Source organism: Nitrospira sp. ND1 (assembly GCF_900170025.1).
In the GTDB taxonomy this organism is placed as follows: Bacteria; Nitrospirota; Nitrospiria; order Nitrospirales; family Nitrospiraceae; genus Nitrospira_A.
In genome coordinates this window covers 777,241-792,648 of the sequence record NZ_FWEX01000005.1, presented here as the reverse complement: position 1 = coordinate 792,648, position 15,408 = coordinate 777,241, and the positions used below count along the sequence as shown (strand labels likewise).

The window sequence follows — 15,408 nt, the reverse complement described above, 5'->3', positions numbered from 1 at the left end:
AACACTATGTATTGGAAAAACAAACGCGTACTTGTCACCGGGGGCGCGGGTCAGATCGGGTCCCATCTCGTGGCGCGGCTCGCTGCTGCGGGCGCGCAGGTAACCGTGGTGGACAATCTGTGGCGTGGAAAGAAGTCGAATCTGCTCGGTGAGGACGGGGCGCCGGTGATCGACATGGAAAGCCGGTTCTTGGAACTGGATCTGTGCGACTATCGGAATTGCGAACGGGCGACAGAGGGGCAGGATATCGTCTATCACCTGGCCGATGTGGTCGCCGGCATCAACTATGTGTTCGGCAACCAGTTCTCGCTGTTCAACACGAACCTGATCGTCGACTCCAATATGCTGCGGGCGGCCATCGCCAGCAAGGTGTCGTCCTATGTGTATGTGGGAACCGCATGCAGCTATCCGGCTGAACGCCAAAGCAAATTGAACCCGCCGCCCTTCAAGGAAGACGATGTCTATCCCGCATCACCGGAGTCATCCTACGGGTGGAGCAAACTGATGGGCGAAATGGGCTGTGATTTGGCCCGCAAGGAGAAGCTGCTGGATATCGGAATTCTTCGGTTCCACAATGTCTACGGGCCCCACTGTGAAATGTCCCCCGAAAAATCGCAGGTGATTCCATCCCTGATCCGTAAGGCCGTCCGGCATCCCGACGAGGAATTCGTGGTATGGGGATCGGGCAAGCAGCGCCGCGCGTTCGTGTTCGTAAGCGATATCGTGGACGCGTTGGTGTCAGTGGCCACCAAAGGCATGAATCAGGGAGTGATTCAGATTGGCCCCGATTACAGCACCTCGATCAAGGAGATCGCGGAACTGGTGTGTGCCATTTCTGGAAAGCAGATCGATATCCGGTTCGACACCAGCAAGCCCGAAGGTGATGTCGACCGAGCGGCCGATTGGACCAGAGCGCGCGATATCCTCGATTGGTCGCCCACGACGAGTATACAGGAAGGACTTGAGCGGACCTATGCCTGGTGTGAACGCCAGGTCTTTCAAAGCGTAGGGCGGTAGGAAGCGGCCGGGTTCTCTCAGGTAGATCCAGCGAACTGAATGTGTGATGGCCCAGGCTGGCTGGGTCCGAGTATCCCAGTTGTAACAATGAAGTGAGGCAACACCGTGAAGAAAGCATTGATCACCGGCATCAGCGGGCAGGATGGGTCGTATCTCGCAGAGTTATTGTTGGCGAAGGGTTATGAGGTCCATGGCATTATCCGGCGCTCCAGCTCCTTCAATACCGGCCGCATCGATGCGATCTATCAGGATCCACATGTTGCCGAACCGAGACTGCGGCTGGTCTATGGGGACCTCAACGATGCCAGTTCGCTCAATAAAATTCTGCGTACGATTCAGCCGGATGAGATCTACAACCTGGGCGCGCAGAGCCACGTGCGCGTGAGTTTCGATGTGCCTGAATATACTGCGGAGGTGACGGCATTGGGGACCGTCCGTCTGTTGGAAGCCATTCGCGAATCCGGTATCCAGCCCAAGTTTTATCAGGCTTCCTCCAGCGAGATGTTCGGCAAGGTGCAGCAGATTCCGCAACGGGAGAGCACACCGTTTTATCCCCGGAGCCCCTATGGCGCCGCCAAGGTCTATGCACACTGGATTACGGTCAACTATCGTGAGGCCTACAACCTGTTCGCCTGTAGCGGCATTCTCTTCAATCATGAATCGCCCCGGCGAGGAGAGACGTTTGTCACCCGGAAAATTACGCGAGCGGCGGCCCGAATCAAGCTGGGGGTGCAACAGGATCTGTATCTCGGGAACCTCGACGCCAAGCGCGACTGGGGGTTCGCCGGCGATTACGTGCAGGCGATGTGGATGATGTTGCAAGCGGATCAACCGGATGACTACGTGATCGCGACCGGCGAAACGCATACGGTGCGGGAATTTCTCGACCGCACCTTCGGCTACCTTGACCTGGATTGGAACCAATACGTGAAAATCGATCCGCGTTACTACCGTCCGACCGAGGTCGACCTGTTGATCGGCGATGCCACGAAGGCGAAAAAGATCCTGGGTTGGGAGCCGAAGGTGTCTTTCGAAGAGCTCATCGTGATGATGGTTGAGGGTGATCTACGCGCCGAACGGGGCATTCTCAATGGCACCAGGGGAGCACGCTAATCATGTCGTATTGGACGGACAAACGAGTGGTGGTGACGGGTGGAGCCGGGTTCTTGGGGGCGGTAGTGGTGGCACAGCTTCGGCAGCAGGGTTGTCGCAACATCGTGGTCCCTCGGAGCATCGACTATGATCTTGTGGACATGAGCGCCGTCAGGCGGCTGTATGCGGACGCAACCCCTGATTTGGTGTTGCACCTGGCTGCCCGCGTGGGTGGGATCGGGGCGAATCAAACCCATGCCGGTCAGTTTTTTTACGACAACCTGATGATGGGAACTCAGTTAATGGAGGTTGGGCGCCAACGGAACTTGGAGAAATTTGTGGCCTTGGCGACCATCTGTTCGTATCCCAAATATACGCCGATACCTTTTCGTGAGGAGGAGCTCTGGACGGGATATCCGGAAGAGACCAATGCCCCTTATGGATTGGCCAAGAAGATGATGCTCGTCCAGGCCCAGGCGTATCGGCAGCAGTATGGATTCAATGCGATCGTTCTGTTTCCGGTAAACTTGTATGGTCCGGGGGACAATTTCGATATGCAGACCTCGCATGTGATTCCGGCCTTGATCAGGAAATGCATGGAAGCAAAGGAGCGAGGTGACGGCCGGGTTGTGTTGTGGGGTGACGGCTCACCGTCCCGCGAGTTCCTCTACGTCGATGATGCCGCTCGCGCCATTTTGCTGGCCGCCGAGCATTACAACGGGAATGAGCCGATCAATTTGGGAACCGGGCATGAGATTACTATCCAGGCATTGGCTCATTTAATCGCCGATGCAGTTGGGTTTACCGGTGAGATCGTCTGGGATACCGCAAAGCCGAACGGGCAGCCGCGTCGCTGCCTGGAAGTGAGTCGCGCCAAACAATTGTTTGGGTTCGAATCAACTACAGCCTTTACGGACGGCATTCAGAAGACCGTTTCCTGGTTTCAAGCCAATCGGGCGCGGGTGCGAGAGGTGGTGTTCTAATTTTCACGATTCGCATCCATGCTAAGCGGGAGCTGCCGCGTCCCGTTTAGCATGGATATGACTGCGGTTCGTTGTGAAGCCGTAAGCACGACCTCACCTGCCACCGTGTAACCATATCTGCGATCGACCGAACACGGTCATGAATGTAGCCGGCTAATTGACGCAGTTCGGGTGCAGTTTCCCATCTGACAAATACACACACGAGTGAAACATGGCTGGGTTTGCTGTGATCGTGTTTTTCAGAGCCGTGGCCTGCTGTGTTCCTGGACGGATCAGGCAATCGAAGGGAAACACCCCGGGGATCATCCACGACGGATGTGCAGACCACATTGTAAACCCATTAATCTGCGGGTAACCCACAATGAGACGCGACAAACCGGTGGCGATTTTTTGTGCCGCCCAGTTTGAATTCTGCTGAGTTCCATCCGGAAATCCAAGCTCCATAAAGAACACCGGCTTGGTTGGAGCCACCGTTTTTACTTCTCGCAATACCGAGTCCAGTGCCGCGAAGTGATTGTCGATGGGGATGACATAGTCTTGGGTGAGCCCAGGCCAGTCCTTCGCATAGTAATCGATCATGTAGAAGTCGAGGCTGACCCAGTCCACATATTGATCCCCCGGATAAAAATTGGCGAAGGAGTGGCAGCTCTGCAGGAGTTGTTTCGCGTAAGTTTTGTCGACCGTAGCCGGAAGATCCGCCACGTCATAATCGATCTGATTCAGTTGGTGGACCGCCCACCCCATCGAATCGAATGTAAGAAATTTCAGACCTTCCCGACGAACAAAAAAATCATAGTAGTACCGTTGGGCCGCTTTGAGGCGTTCTACCCCATCGCATACTTGAGGGGTTCCGATGTCACTGTATAGAGCGCTGTAGGGAAGCGTGGACGGGTTAAACTCCGCAAAGCCTCGCTTGTTTTCAATCGCCCACTGTAACGATTTGTCACCGATCGGCCCGAAGCCGCCGAAGTAGTCAGCTCCGATCCCATTGGGTTCGCGGCCCGAGATAAAAAACGTCGGCTTTCCATATTGCCGGAGCTCACCGGCGAACCGTCGAAGTTCCGCGTCATAGACTCCGTTGAGTAATTTGTCGACCGTGAAACCTTCGGGAGCCTCTGACTCCCCCGGTGCAGGGTGAGTGTTGTAGGCTTGGACGACGATCACCTTCCCATCCTGCCAAGCGAGGTTGGCAGCTTGCACGTCGAAATGGGGCTGTCCCGCTGCATCATATCCGTTGGCCCAGGTCCCTCGATATTTGGACCATAGCGCAGTCTTGCGTCCGCTTGCCGATTCGAATGTTGCGATATCGTTCTGAAGCCATTCGTATTGTCCCAGATATAGGCCGCCTGCGGGAGGAGGAACGATCTTGAGGACCGAATAGTCTCGTGCGGTCGTGGTTTGACTCACGGGAGGTGTGACAGGCTGCGTTTGTAGCTGGCGTTTTCGAAATAAGCGTGTTTGGGCGTCGGCCGGTGTGGACGAGTCGAACGAGACCCAAATGCCAGCAATAAAGCTGAGAACGAGGATTGCTGTAAGGTGTATTTTCACGATAAGCCCTCCGAGTATCTAGTCCTGATACTCAGCAAGGGTCGTACCATGCGGAGAAAGGGATCCAAACTCAAAAATTCATGGAAAAACGGCAGTTACCTACGATCATACCCCCGGGAGCCAGGCACATTCTTGAACAGAACGCGGGGGGGACCATTCACTACACATTGCCGATGGGAATTCGCTTGGAGGCAGTAGCGTTGGCTCCCTAGGATTTCTCCGGCTCAGTCCCCGGAATGCATTCCTGTGGCATGAGTTCGCCGCCATGGAAATGGGACACCTGTCTCCATTTCTGGAGCACGGCCTTGTCGTCGAAGGTGAGAAGGTACTGTTCGCACCACATTCCGGGTGCGGTCAGACGGTTCCCGGACTGTTGCTCGCGTAATTCATACACCCACACGGTGGCTCCGCCTTCATCCTGTCGAACAGTCTTGGGAGCGCCTAGTTTCTCCCGCACCTGGGCTTGAGTGGCCCACCCCTTGGCGGAATCCAGATAGGCCGCTTCCCGGTTCTGAAAATGGCTGCATGCCGCGAGCAGCATGGAGATGATGATGAGGCTGAGCGACCGACTGATCTTTATCATGTTGCCTCCCGATTCGACTGGGATCCGTTTTTTTCACCCGCTTGTCTGGCTGGGGATTGTACACGGATAGCGGGGGCGCGTCTCCTTTGGAGAAGATTTCCTGCATCGTCCCCGGTCTCCGTGAGTCCGAGGCGGCAGACTATTCGTGGGGGTGTGTGAGGCCGTACCGAATCTGAAGAAGAGCGAGCGGGGAGAAGGCGCAACTTAGGCGTGAGATCAGATCACGAGCTGACGAGATGGGGGAGAAATGCGGAGCAATCAGACGGCTTTTTTAACCAGGCCGGACCGCAGGCAACGCGTGCAAACCCGAATGCGCAAGGCCGACCCGTTCACGAGCGCCTTCACTCGCTGCAGGTTGGGATTGAAGACGCGCTTCGTCTTGTTGTTTGCGTGGCTGACGTTATTACCGGTTTGATGCTTTTTCCCACAGAGATCACAGGCAAATGCCACGGCCCTACTCCTTTGTTGCGGCGTCTTTCAACGACTAGTCCTTGGATGGGAGGGGATGCTACCATAGCGTCACAGGTCATGACAAGCTGCTGAGGTGAATTCTCCCTACCAGGATGCCCTCTCCCGCTCGCGCCGCTCACTCCACTGAGGTTGCAGATATGGATCAGGTCACGCTCATCGGATTGCTGGCAGGGACCCTCACCACCATCGCGTTCATTCCTCAGCTGCAACAGACCTGGCGCACTCGTTCCGCCCAGGACGTGTCGCTGGGAATGTTGCTCACCTTCGTGACCGGGGTCTTTCTCTGGTTGATCTATGGGCTCATGCTCGGCGCCTTGCCCATTATTCTGGCGAATCTCGTGACCCTGGTGTTGACCCTGGCGATTCTCATCCTGAAGCTCCGGTATCGCTCGTAGGGGCTGCAGGGTGTCTGGGTATGCAGTTCAATATCCTATGCTGCTCCATCGAACGTCGTGACGGCAAGTTTGAACTTGACAAGATCGGCCATGCGCTCCTAAAGTTTGTCTCTTTTCAAGACACCTCGGGTCAAGGGAAGAGGGTGAAAAACCCTCGCGGTCCCGCCGCTGTAAATGGGGACGAAACCCGCAGGCGCCACTGTTCACCGTTCGGTGAGTGGGAAGGCGCGGGGAGTAGGATGAACCATGAGCCAGAAGACCTGCCTGAGGGAGACCCTTTATTCCCTCGTGGGCTGGGGAATAGGCGAGGATGATATTGCGGGTGCAATCCTCAGGGTTCCATGTTGGCCCTGGGGATTTTTTTATTTGCGCGCCGTTCGAATCGTCTCCAGTCGCCGGTTCGCAGCCGCATGCATCGGCGTGGTCGCGTCTGTGCTGCTGGCCTGCCTTGCCTTCGCATTCGGAGAGACCCAGGAAGATCACACGGTGATGAAACGTCGTCAGCAAGGCATCCTTACGGGCATGCCGTTCATGGCCAACATTACCCCGCGCACCTTCATCGACGATGCGGGCAGAAAACTCTATGTCGCCAAGGCGCCCACACGGGTCGTGTCATTGGCGCCGAGCATCACGGAGATGTTGTTTGCGTTGGGGCTGGACGAACAGATCATCGGGGTCACGGAGTTTTGCGATTTCCCGGCAGCAGCCAAGGCTAAATCCAAGGTCGGGTACGCCAACCCCAATCTTGAATCCCTCGTGGCCCTCCGGCCGGAATTGATCATTGCGCCGCGGGAGTTCCACCGCGCGAATGTGTTGGCCAAGCTGGAGGAATTGAAGATTCCGGTGCTCCTGCTGGAAGCCACTTCGGTGGAGAACATTTTCTCGCACATTCACACGCTGGGACGCATTTTCGATCGTTCGACGGAAGCCCATGCCATGACCGCGGCCATGCGGAGTCGAATGGCCGAGATCAGCAGTCGAACCGAGCACCTGCCGCGCATCCGCGTGCTGTATGTGATCAACAGCCAGCCCTTGATCACGGTTGGTCCCGGCAGTTACATCCACCAGATGATCGGCCTGGCCGGGGGAACCAATATCGCCTCCGGAGCTGCAACACCCTATCCACGGCTGACCATGGAAACGGTCCTGAAAGAAGATCCCGAAGTGCTGATCTTCCCAATGGGGTCGGTTGAAACGGTGCCTCGACGCGAACAGCAGGAGTGGCGGCGCTGGACGACCCTGACCGCTGTGCAGCAGAACCGGTTGCGCGAGGTTTCGGCCAATGCGCTCAATCGTCCCGGGCCTCGTGTAATGGAAGGGTTGGAAGAACTCGTGAGGGTGATTCACCCCGAGGCCTTTCCTCCCGAATCGGTACCGGTCCAGCCATGATGCCTTCGGTCGGCCACTCCACGTCACCTGCTCCAGCATTGACCTCGCCCCCGTTGCCTTCCACGAGCCGTCACAGTTCCGCTCCAATGACCGGACATGAACGGCCGTTTCAGGGGGCCATCCTGACTCCGGTGCGTTGGTGCGTCATCATGGGCAGTTTGTCGGTCGTCGCGCTGATCCTGGCTGTCGTCTGTCTGCAACTCGGGACACAGTACATCGGACTCGGGAAACTTATCAGCGTGCTGTCGTCCGCGCTGCTCGACCAGCCTACCGACAACGACGTGCTCAAGACGACCAGCGTCATCCTACTGCAGGTGCGTCTGCCGCGAGTCTTTCTGGGATTTCTGGTGGGAGTCTGCCTGGCATCGGTCGGGGTGGCGCTGCAAGCCCTGCTCAGAAATCCTCTGGCCGATCCCTACGTGCTCGGGGTGTCGAGCGGTGCCGCGCTGGGTGTGGCTGTCGCGGTGCTGTTCGGGATCGGGACCACGGTCCTCGCCTTCTCGCTCCTGCCGGTCTGCGGGTTTTTAGGCGGACTGGTGGCCCTGCTGGTGGTCTATCGTATGGCGGCCACCTACGACCGGCTTCCGATTCATTCCGTGCTGTTGGCCGGTGTGATCCTGAACGCAATTTTCTCGGCGCTGATCATGTTCATCACCTCGATTATGGAACCGAATCGTTCCTTCGGCATGATGGCCTGGCTCATGGGATCGCTCACGGCCCCGGCCTATCCCGCGCTGGCTGCGCTCTCAGTCTATCTGTTGGCCGGTCTCGTCCTGCTCTTCAAGCAGGTACGGGTCCTGAATATCCTTGCCTTGGGTGAAGAGCCGGCACGGTCGTTGGGAATCGATACCGAACGCGCCAAACGGGTGATCTTTCTGGTGTCGGCGCTGCTCACCGGCGCCGTGGTGTCCGTCAGCGGCATGATCGGATTCATCGGGATGATCATTCCTCACGCGGTGCGCCTGGTGATCGGGGCGGATCATCGATTGCTCCTGCCGGCTTCAGCGCTCGTGGGCGGCATATTTTTGATGGTGGCCGATACCATGGCCAGGACATTCTTCGTGCCGTCGGAAGTCCCGGTCGGAATCATCACGGCCCTCGCGGGCGGCCCGTTCTTTGTCTACCTGCTGGTCTGGCGAAAGGATCGGCTCGTATGAGGCTTCCTGTAGACCCGATGTGTACGGCTGATGTTGCGGCTGGTGTCTACTCGGACCGGCACCATGCCTACGATGTGCAGGGGGCCTCGTTCTGCTATGGCAAGTTGTCTGGGCGGGAAAGCCGGTGGGTCCTCAGCGATGTGAGCCTGCACGTCGAGCCAGGCGAAATACTCGGTATCGTCGGGCCCAATGGATCGGGCAAGACGTCACTCGTGAAACTCCTGGCCAAGCTTGCCGTGCCTCAACGGGGAACCCTCTCGCTCTTCGGAAGAAACCTGGCTGACCTTTCACGAGAGGAGACGGCGCGGACCGTGGCGTTCGTCCCGCAGGAAAGTCCGCCGGCTTTCTCCTTTACGGTGGCGGAAACGGTGTTGATGGGACGGTATCCGCATCGCCGACAGACCAGGTGGAGTCTTGGGTTCGGCTGGGAAGATCGGGAGGATTGTGCGGCGGCCGCTCAGGCCATGGCCACGATGGACATCGGCCATCTGGCTTCGCGTGCGGTGACCGACCTGTCCGGCGGTGAACGTCAACGTACGATGATTGCGCGGGCCTTGGCCCAAACGCCCCGGGTCCTCGTGCTCGATGAGCCGACCGCCTTTCTCGATCTTCAGCATCAACTCGAAATTTGCTCGGTGCTGCGTCGTTTGACCGACGAGCAGGGCCTGACCGTCGTCATCGTGTCGCACGATTTGAACCTGGCCAGCCAGTATTGCGACCGGATCGTCATGCTGAAGGAAGGGTCGATGTATTCGATGGGCACGCCGGCTGAGGTGTTGTCGGTGGAGGCATTGCGGGCGGTCTATGGCTGTGAGGTCTTGATCGATCCCCATCCGGAGTCGGGACTGCCCAGGATTACCTTGCCGAGGCAGGCTGTGCCGTTCAGGGGATGATCACGTGTTGCGGGATGGGTTCGTGCCCGGCCCACCCGTGTGAAGAGAAGGGGCGCGTCATCATTGGAGAGCGGAGTGTCAGGAAGACGCCGTCAGCGTCGGGGAAGATGGTGCAAAACCATCACGGTGCCGCCACTGTAAGCGGGGAGTGACTCTGCATTGAGCCACTGGCGAGTGGCGTGGTTCGTGAATCGTATCTCGTGAAGCGCAGGAGGTTCCCTCCGACCGTTTCACGAACGTCGTTTTACGTTTCACGCTCAGCTGGGAAGGCGCAGAGAAACGATGATCCGCAAGTCAGGAGACCCAACTGACGGGTTTGTAACTGAACCCTTCGAGCGAAAGGGAGTGTCAGTATGTCGGGTATTGTCAGGGAATGGTCTGCCTATTTCGTGTTGCTGTGTGTCGCAAGTGTCCCGCCTGTCTGGACGGCAGTGGCCACTGCCGGAGAGCCTTTGGAGCCTGATCCTGTCGTACAAGCCGAGGAAGTGGTGGTCTCGGCAACCAAAACCCCGTTGCCGGTTACCCAGGTCACCAGTGCGGTCGAAGTCATTACGGCACAGGACATGAAGCGACAGAACATCCGGAGTGTGGTGGACGCGCTTCGGTTGGCCCAAGGTGTGGCGGTGTTTTCAAACGGCGGGCCCGGCACCGAGGTCACGGCCAAGATTCGAGGAGGCAGTGCGAATCAGACCTTGGTCCTGATCGACGGCGCGATCGTCAACAGCGGCACCGTCGGTAGTTACAACTTTGCCAACCTGACGACCGACAATATCGAGCGAGTAGAGATTCTCCGCGGCTCGCAGAGCATGTTGTGGGGATCGGATGCCATGGGAGGCGTCATCAACATCGTGACGAAGCGCGGCCAGGGTCCGCTCTCCGCCACCGGGTTCATGGAATACGGATCCTTCGCCTCCCTGCGTGAAGGTGGCATGGTGTCCGGGAAACAGGGCGCGGTCGACTACAGCTTCTCGCTGTCCCGCTGGGACACCTCGAGTTTTTCGGCCGTCAATTATCGGCGTGGCGCTAGCGAGCGAGACTCCTATCGTAACTGGCAGGGATCAGGGCGAATCGGTGTAGACCTTCCAAAGGACGGCCGTCTTGATTTCACGATGCGCTGGATGAATTCCGACGTGCAACTCGATAGTGTATCGGCGACCTCTCCAAGCGACGTCTATGGCTCAAAAAATCGGAGTCAGGAATATGTGTTCAGCGGTAGTTATGAACAGCCGCTCACCGGCTGGTGGTCCCAGAAGCTCACGCTTGCGCGTGCACAGGAGGCCTCGCAGTTTTTGTCAGGCACGTTGCAGCGTAGTCTGATCACCGGGGCATTCAGCACGCCGTTCAACTCCAACAACGAAATTCGTGTGCTCTCGAATCGGTTGGAGTGGCAGCACAATTTCCAAATCACGAAGCTGTTGTTGTTGAGTGCGGGGTATCAATTTCGCGAACAACAGGGCGAGAATGATACGGGACTCACCAACCGGATTTTGAGTTCCAATGCCGGATTCGCGCAGGCACAATTCAATTTGTGGGATCGCCTGTTCGCCACCGCGGGCATTCGCCATGACAGTTACAACGTGTTCGGCGATGCGACGACCTATCGGCTGACCGGCGGGTATCTCCACAAGGAAACCGACACGAAAATCCGAGGCAGCTATTCCACTGGCTTCCGGGCCCCCACGATGAACGAATTGTATTTTCCCAATTTTGGCAATTCCCAATTGGGCACAGAAAAAAGCCAAAGTATGGACGTGGGGATCGACCAGTATTTCTTCTCGAAGCAGCTGAAGTTCACAGGAGGGTTTTTCTGGAACCGCTACCGGAATCTCATCACCACTACGTTTGATCCGACGTTTTGCGCGCCGTTCAGCACGTTCGGGTTTTGCCCTCAGCAGATCGGTGAAGCCTCGACGAAGGGCTGGGAGGCTGGACTCTCGTACACCTATTCCAGCGACCGTCCGTTCCTCAAGGGCCTTGTGGTACAGGCGAACTATACCAACACCATGACTCGGGATTTGGTCACTCAGACTCGTCTACCGCGTTGGGCCACCGACCAGTGGAGTGCCTCGGTCAGCTATCAACCCATCGATCCGCTCTGGATCACGCTGATCGGACGGTACGTGGGTTCCCGATACAATACCACCGGGGATCGGCAGTCGCTGCCGGCGTTCGATGTGTGGTCGTTGGCAGTCACGTACGATGTCACGAAGCAGCTCCAGGCCTATCTCCGGGCTGAGAATTTGTTTAATGAAAAGTATGAAGAAGTCGCCAGCGCCGGCACACCGATCCGCTCGATTTTTGGCGGTGTGCGGGTCACGTTTGGCGGAAAGTCGTGAGGAAGAGATGAGCGCCGTACTGTAATGTCACGTCCTCGTCTCGTCATCGCCGGCACCCACAGTGGTGCCGGCAAAACCACGGTCACCCTGGCGCTCATGGCAGCCTTGAAGGCCAGGGGGCTGGTGGTGCAGCCGTTCAAGGCCGGGCCGGACTTCATCGATCCCGGACATCACCAAGCGGTGACCGGACGGCCGTCGCGAAATCTGGATGGCTGGATGTTGGGGGAGAGCGCCAACCGGGCCATCTTCGCGCGCGCCTCGGTCGATGCGGACCTGTCGATCATCGAAGGCATGATGGGGCTGTTTGACGGCAGCTCACCGGTGCATGAGCAGGGCAGCACGGCTGAACTGGCGAAGCAGCTCAACGCGCCGGTGCTGCTGGTCATCGACGGGAGTGCCATGGCGAGATCGGCTGCAGCCATGGCATCCGGGTATGCGAAATTCGACGCGGCCGTACAGGTTCGTGGAGTGCTGTTCAATCGCGTGCGGAGTGAGGGCCATTACCAGTTATTGCGGCAGGCGGTAGAGTCGGAGACGGATCTGGCGGTTGTGGGATACCTGCAGCCCGATGCTTCGGTGACCATTCAGGATCGCCATCTCGGGCTGAGGACTGCCATCGAGCAGGGGCAGGGCGATCTGTATGACCGATTGGCGAGAGCCGCTGCACAGACGATCGATTTGGATCGGGTCGAGGCCATGGCTCGATCGGCCGGGGAATGTCCGGGAGAAGATCTCCCGATCACGAGGCCGGCGGCAACGCAACAACCGGTTCGAGTCGGCCTGGCCTACGATGCGGCCTTTTGTTTTTACTATCAGGATAATCTGGAGTTACTTGAATCGGTAGGCGCGGAGATCGTAAGGTTTTCGCCCTTGCACGATGACGAGTTGCCGGTCGCAGATCTGCTGTATTTCGGCGGAGGCTACCCCGAACTGTATGGCGAGACATTGGCGGCCAATATGTCCATGCGTTCGGCCGTGCAGACATTTGCCCGGCGTGGTGGGGCTGTGTATGCCGAATGTGGCGGGCTGATGTACTTGACGGAGGCCATTCGTGACGGGGCCGGCGCTCGACATGAAATGGTCGGGGTGTTTCCGGCGGAAGCGGTCATGCGGAAAAACGGGATGACGTTAGGTTATCGAACCGTGGAGATCGCTGAATCCTGCATGCTGGGCGGAGCCGGGACAGTGGTGCGCGGGCATGAGTTTCACTATTCGATGCTCGAACCAACCGGCGAACTCCATCATGCCTGTACCTTGTCGGATGCAGCGGGGAAACCCGTCGGGCAGGACGGGTTGACGATGGGGAATACCCTTGCGTTGTACAGCCATTTGCACTTCGGCAGTCATCCGGCTGTCGTGGCTGATCTGCTGGGGACTGCCCGTCGACTGCGCGGGGCGCAGGCCTCTGCCACGAAAGGATGAGATGGCGGAACAGGACGAGCATACGGCGAAGATGCAACGCTTGAAGGCCTCCGTGGATCGGCGGATCGAAGCGGCCCAGGACGAGAAGGGGCTTCTGATCGTCTACACCGGCGCGGGAAAGGGAAAAACGACCGCCGCGCTCGGGATGGCCCTCCGTTGCCTCGGCCACGGCATGAAGGTGGCGATCGTGCAATTCATCAAGGGGGCGATCGACACGGCAGAGGAGCGCATCCTGAAATCGTTCGGCGATCGCGTGACGTTCCTCCGTATGGGCGAAGGGTATACCTGGGAGACGCAGGATCGGGAGCGGGATACGAGCCATGCGCAAGCGGCCTGGGCGAAGGCTTGCCAGTTCATGCGTGATCCGTCTTATGCGATGGTGATCCTGGATGAATTCAATATTGCACTGCACCACGGCTATGTGGCGGTGACTGAAGTTCTGCCGCGTTTGCAGCAGCGGCCGGCGATGCAACATGTCGTGATCACCGGCAGAGGGGCTCCGGAGGAATTGATCGAGGCTGCAGATCTGGTGACGGAGATGAAGCAGGTGAAACATCCGTTCCGAAAAGGCATCAAGGCGCAGGCGGGGGTGGAGTTTTGAGAGGGCCGGTGACCAAGACCTGTGAGCATTGCCGGAAGACGTTCGAGTGTGTCGGGTATCAATGCTGGTGCGGGAAGATCGGTATTACCGAGGAGCAGATGGATTGGATTGCGGCACGTTTTAAGGACTGCCTTTGCCCCGTCTGTTTGCAGCAGGTGGCGGATGGAGTACTTGGACCGCAGTCTTCGAATGAAATGCCTCATGGCACGTGACAAACGAGAGCGGTTGACTCGAACAACGGCCGAGCCTTCAGAACCGTTTTCCAAGGCCGAGCGAGAGGCGGTCTATCGGGCAATTTTCGAGCGCCGGGACGTGCGCAGAAACTTTCTGCCGACGCCGATTCCCGACGAAGTGCTCGCGCGATTACTGAATGCCGCGCATCATGCCGGATCGGTGGGGCTCATGCAGCCCTGGGACTTTGTGGTGGTCCGTACAGATGAGACAAAGCGCGCGGTGAAGCAGCTGTTTATGGACACGAATGCGGCTGCGGCGCTCCGGTACAAAACACCTCGTGCGGATCTGTATCGAACGCTCAAGCTGGAAGGTATTGAAGAATCGTCGCTCAATCTCTGTGTGACCTGCAGCCGCCAACGAGGTGGCCCGCACGTGTTAGGCCGTTCCACCGTGCGGGATACAGATCTCTACAGCACCTGTTGTGCCATTCAGAATCTCTGGCTGGCGGCACGCGCCGAAGGGATCGGGGTTGGGTGGGTCAGTATCTTAAATCATGCGGCGCTGAAGCGCGTGTTGGGTATTCCAAAGTCGGTCAAGGTGCTGGCCTACCTCTGTCTCGGGTATGTGTCGGAGTTTGCGAAGAAGCCGGACCTTGAAGCCGCCGGGTGGCGAGCCAGGCTTTCTGTGCAAGATCTGGTGCACTATGAGGCATGGGGTAAGAGAGTCGAAGGGAAGGAGAGACTACCGGGATGCGAATCACCAAGGTCTATACAAGAACGGGCGACGCGGGCCAAACGAGGTTAGCCGGCGGACAACAGGTCTGGAAAGACTGTCTGCGGGTCGAGGCCTACGGCACAGTCGATGAGTTGAATGCGTCCGTCGGATTGGTGCGGGCGATGAATGCTGAAGCCGGGAGCGGGTCCGCCGCGTCGACGCAATTGGAGGCGGATTTGCGCTGGGTGCAGAACAAGCTTTTCGATGTCGGGAGTATTCTGGCCACGGCGCCGGGCCAGACCTTTCCCAACATGCCGGAGGTAACGGCCAAGGATGTGACAAAGCTCGAAGAGATGATCGATCGATGCCAGGAGGAGCTTGCCCCGCTGAAGGAGTTCATTCTACCCGGTGGCGGTAAGGTCTCGGCGACGCTTCACCAAGCGCGAACGATCTGCCGCCGCGCGGAACGAATCTGTATCCGGTTGAGCCGCGAGGAACCGGTGGCAGCCGAGCTCAATAAGTATCTGAACCGGTTGAGCGACGCGCTGTTCGTCCTGGCCCGCTGGGTGTCGAAGACCCAAGGCGAACCGGAATTCTTATGGCAACGCGAATCCGGCGCAACCGCCGAGTAAA

The 15,408-nt window shown here is 58.1% G+C and carries 16 protein-coding genes and 2 riboswitches; of the genes, 13 read left to right on the top strand and 3 right to left on the bottom strand.

Going from position 1 to position 15,408, the window contains the following annotated elements; all coding sequences use genetic code 11:
- Positions 1 to 6: 6 nt before the first annotated feature.
- From NSND_RS03870 to NSND_RS03860, 3 genes are all read left to right on the top strand, one after another.
- A complete protein-coding gene (locus tag NSND_RS03870) occupies positions 7 to 1,017 on the top strand; it encodes an NAD-dependent epimerase/dehydratase family protein (RefSeq protein WP_080877702.1) in 1,011 nt (336 codons plus the stop codon).
- 105 nt (positions 1,018 to 1,122) lie between these two features.
- A complete protein-coding gene (gmd, locus tag NSND_RS03865; protein WP_080877701.1) occupies positions 1,123 to 2,130 on the top strand; it encodes a GDP-mannose 4,6-dehydratase in 1,008 nt (335 codons plus the stop codon).
- Positions 2,131 to 2,132: 2 nt separating this feature from the next.
- Positions 2,133 to 3,092, top strand: coding sequence for a GDP-L-fucose synthase family protein (locus NSND_RS03860; protein WP_080877700.1), 960 nt, complete (start codon positions 2,133 to 2,135; stop codon positions 3,090 to 3,092).
- A gap of 153 nt (positions 3,093 to 3,245) precedes the next feature.
- On the opposite strand, the gene NSND_RS03855 is transcribed toward NSND_RS03860, so the two are convergent.
- From NSND_RS03855 to rpmB, 3 genes are all read right to left on the bottom strand, one after another.
- Entirely contained in the window at positions 3,246 to 4,256 is a 1,011-nt protein-coding gene (locus NSND_RS03855; protein ID WP_235000155.1) for a glycoside hydrolase family 26 protein, read from the bottom strand.
- A 592-nt stretch (positions 4,257 to 4,848) separates the two neighbouring features.
- A complete protein-coding gene (locus NSND_RS03850; protein WP_080877698.1) occupies positions 4,849 to 5,223 on the bottom strand; it encodes a hypothetical protein in 375 nt (124 codons plus the stop codon).
- 258 nt (positions 5,224 to 5,481) lie between these two features.
- Positions 5,482 to 5,673, bottom strand: coding sequence for a 50S ribosomal protein L28 (gene rpmB / locus NSND_RS03845; RefSeq protein WP_013249204.1), 192 nt, complete (start codon positions 5,671 to 5,673; stop codon positions 5,482 to 5,484).
- A gap of 158 nt (positions 5,674 to 5,831) precedes the next feature.
- On the opposite strand from rpmB, the gene NSND_RS03840 reads away from it, so the two are divergent.
- The 10 genes from NSND_RS03840 to NSND_RS03800 all read left to right on the top strand — a co-directional run bounded on the left by NSND_RS03840 (position 5,832) and on the right by NSND_RS03800 (position 15,407).
- Positions 5,832 to 6,089 carry a SemiSWEET transporter gene (locus NSND_RS03840; protein WP_013249203.1) on the top strand — a complete coding sequence of 86 codons (258 nt, stop codon included), beginning with the start codon at positions 5,832 to 5,834 and terminating at the stop codon, positions 6,087 to 6,089.
- A gap of 100 nt (positions 6,090 to 6,189) precedes the next feature.
- Positions 6,190 to 6,372, top strand: a riboswitch (cobalamin riboswitch).
- On the top strand, positions 6,336 to 7,478 hold the full coding sequence (locus NSND_RS03835) for an ABC transporter substrate-binding protein (RefSeq protein ID WP_235000154.1): 1,143 nt from the start codon (positions 6,336 to 6,338) through the stop codon (positions 7,476 to 7,478). It overlaps the preceding riboswitch by 37 nt.
- A gap of 86 nt (positions 7,479 to 7,564) precedes the next feature.
- Positions 7,565 to 8,635: a FecCD family ABC transporter permease gene (locus tag NSND_RS03830; protein WP_235000153.1), complete on the top strand. Its 1,071-nt coding sequence runs from the start codon at positions 7,565 to 7,567 to the stop codon at positions 8,633 to 8,635.
- Positions 8,632 to 9,528: an ABC transporter ATP-binding protein gene (locus NSND_RS03825; protein ID WP_080877696.1), complete on the top strand. Its 897-nt coding sequence runs from the start codon at positions 8,632 to 8,634 to the stop codon at positions 9,526 to 9,528. The genes NSND_RS03830 and NSND_RS03825 overlap by 4 nt, the downstream gene beginning before the upstream one ends.
- Before the next feature lie 63 nt (positions 9,529 to 9,591).
- Positions 9,592 to 9,854: riboswitch (cobalamin riboswitch) on the top strand.
- 27 nt (positions 9,855 to 9,881) lie between these two features.
- Positions 9,882 to 11,864: a TonB-dependent receptor plug domain-containing protein gene (locus NSND_RS03820; protein WP_080877695.1), complete on the top strand. Its 1,983-nt coding sequence runs from the start codon at positions 9,882 to 9,884 to the stop codon at positions 11,862 to 11,864.
- 24 nt (positions 11,865 to 11,888) lie between these two features.
- Positions 11,889 to 13,286: a cobyrinate a,c-diamide synthase gene (locus tag NSND_RS03815; protein WP_080877694.1), complete on the top strand. Its 1,398-nt coding sequence runs from the start codon at positions 11,889 to 11,891 to the stop codon at positions 13,284 to 13,286.
- 1 nt (position 13,287) lies between these two features.
- Positions 13,288 to 13,887, top strand: coding sequence for a cob(I)yrinic acid a,c-diamide adenosyltransferase (gene cobO / locus NSND_RS03810; protein WP_080877693.1), 600 nt, complete (start codon positions 13,288 to 13,290; stop codon positions 13,885 to 13,887).
- Positions 13,888 to 13,895: 8 nt separating this feature from the next.
- Entirely contained in the window at positions 13,896 to 14,099 is a 204-nt protein-coding gene (locus NSND_RS22045) for a cysteine-rich CWC family protein (protein WP_159450621.1), read from the top strand.
- Positions 14,089 to 14,865: a 5,6-dimethylbenzimidazole synthase gene (gene bluB / locus NSND_RS03805; RefSeq protein WP_080877853.1), complete on the top strand. Its 777-nt coding sequence runs from the start codon at positions 14,089 to 14,091 to the stop codon at positions 14,863 to 14,865. Before NSND_RS22045 ends, bluB begins: the two co-directional genes overlap by 11 nt.
- Positions 14,811 to 15,407, top strand: coding sequence for a cob(I)yrinic acid a,c-diamide adenosyltransferase (locus tag NSND_RS03800; RefSeq protein WP_080877692.1), 597 nt, complete (start codon positions 14,811 to 14,813; stop codon positions 15,405 to 15,407). Before bluB ends, NSND_RS03800 begins: the two co-directional genes overlap by 55 nt.
- Position 15,408: the final 1 nt, after the last annotated feature.

Excerpts from the sequence above, each read along its gene's own strand:
- NSND_RS03870 (WP_080877702.1), top strand. The coding sequence starts at position 7 with ATGTATTGGAAAAACAAACGCGTACTTGTCACCGGGGGCGCGGGTCAG.
- cobO (WP_080877693.1), top strand. The coding sequence starts at position 13,288 with ATGGCGGAACAGGACGAGCATACGGCGAAGATGCAACGCTTGAAGGCC.
- NSND_RS03820 (WP_080877695.1), top strand. The coding sequence starts at position 9,882 with ATGTCGGGTATTGTCAGGGAATGGTCTGCCTATTTCGTGTTGCTGTGT.
- NSND_RS03830 (WP_235000153.1), top strand. The coding sequence starts at position 7,565 with ATGACCGGACATGAACGGCCGTTTCAGGGGGCCATCCTGACTCCGGTG.
- NSND_RS03825 (WP_080877696.1), top strand. The coding sequence starts at position 8,632 with ATGAGGCTTCCTGTAGACCCGATGTGTACGGCTGATGTTGCGGCTGGT.
- NSND_RS03850 (WP_080877698.1), bottom strand. The coding sequence starts at position 5,223 with ATGATAAAGATCAGTCGGTCGCTCAGCCTCATCATCATCTCCATGCTG.
- NSND_RS03835 (WP_235000154.1), top strand. The coding sequence starts at position 6,336 with ATGAGCCAGAAGACCTGCCTGAGGGAGACCCTTTATTCCCTCGTGGGC.
- NSND_RS03815 (WP_080877694.1), top strand. The coding sequence starts at position 11,889 with ATGTCACGTCCTCGTCTCGTCATCGCCGGCACCCACAGTGGTGCCGGC.
- NSND_RS03800 (WP_080877692.1), top strand. The coding sequence starts at position 14,811 with ATGCGAATCACCAAGGTCTATACAAGAACGGGCGACGCGGGCCAAACG.
- bluB (WP_080877853.1), top strand. The coding sequence starts at position 14,089 with ATGGCACGTGACAAACGAGAGCGGTTGACTCGAACAACGGCCGAGCCT.
- NSND_RS03840 (WP_013249203.1), top strand. The coding sequence starts at position 5,832 with ATGGATCAGGTCACGCTCATCGGATTGCTGGCAGGGACCCTCACCACC.
- NSND_RS03860 (WP_080877700.1), top strand. The coding sequence starts at position 2,133 with ATGTCGTATTGGACGGACAAACGAGTGGTGGTGACGGGTGGAGCCGGG.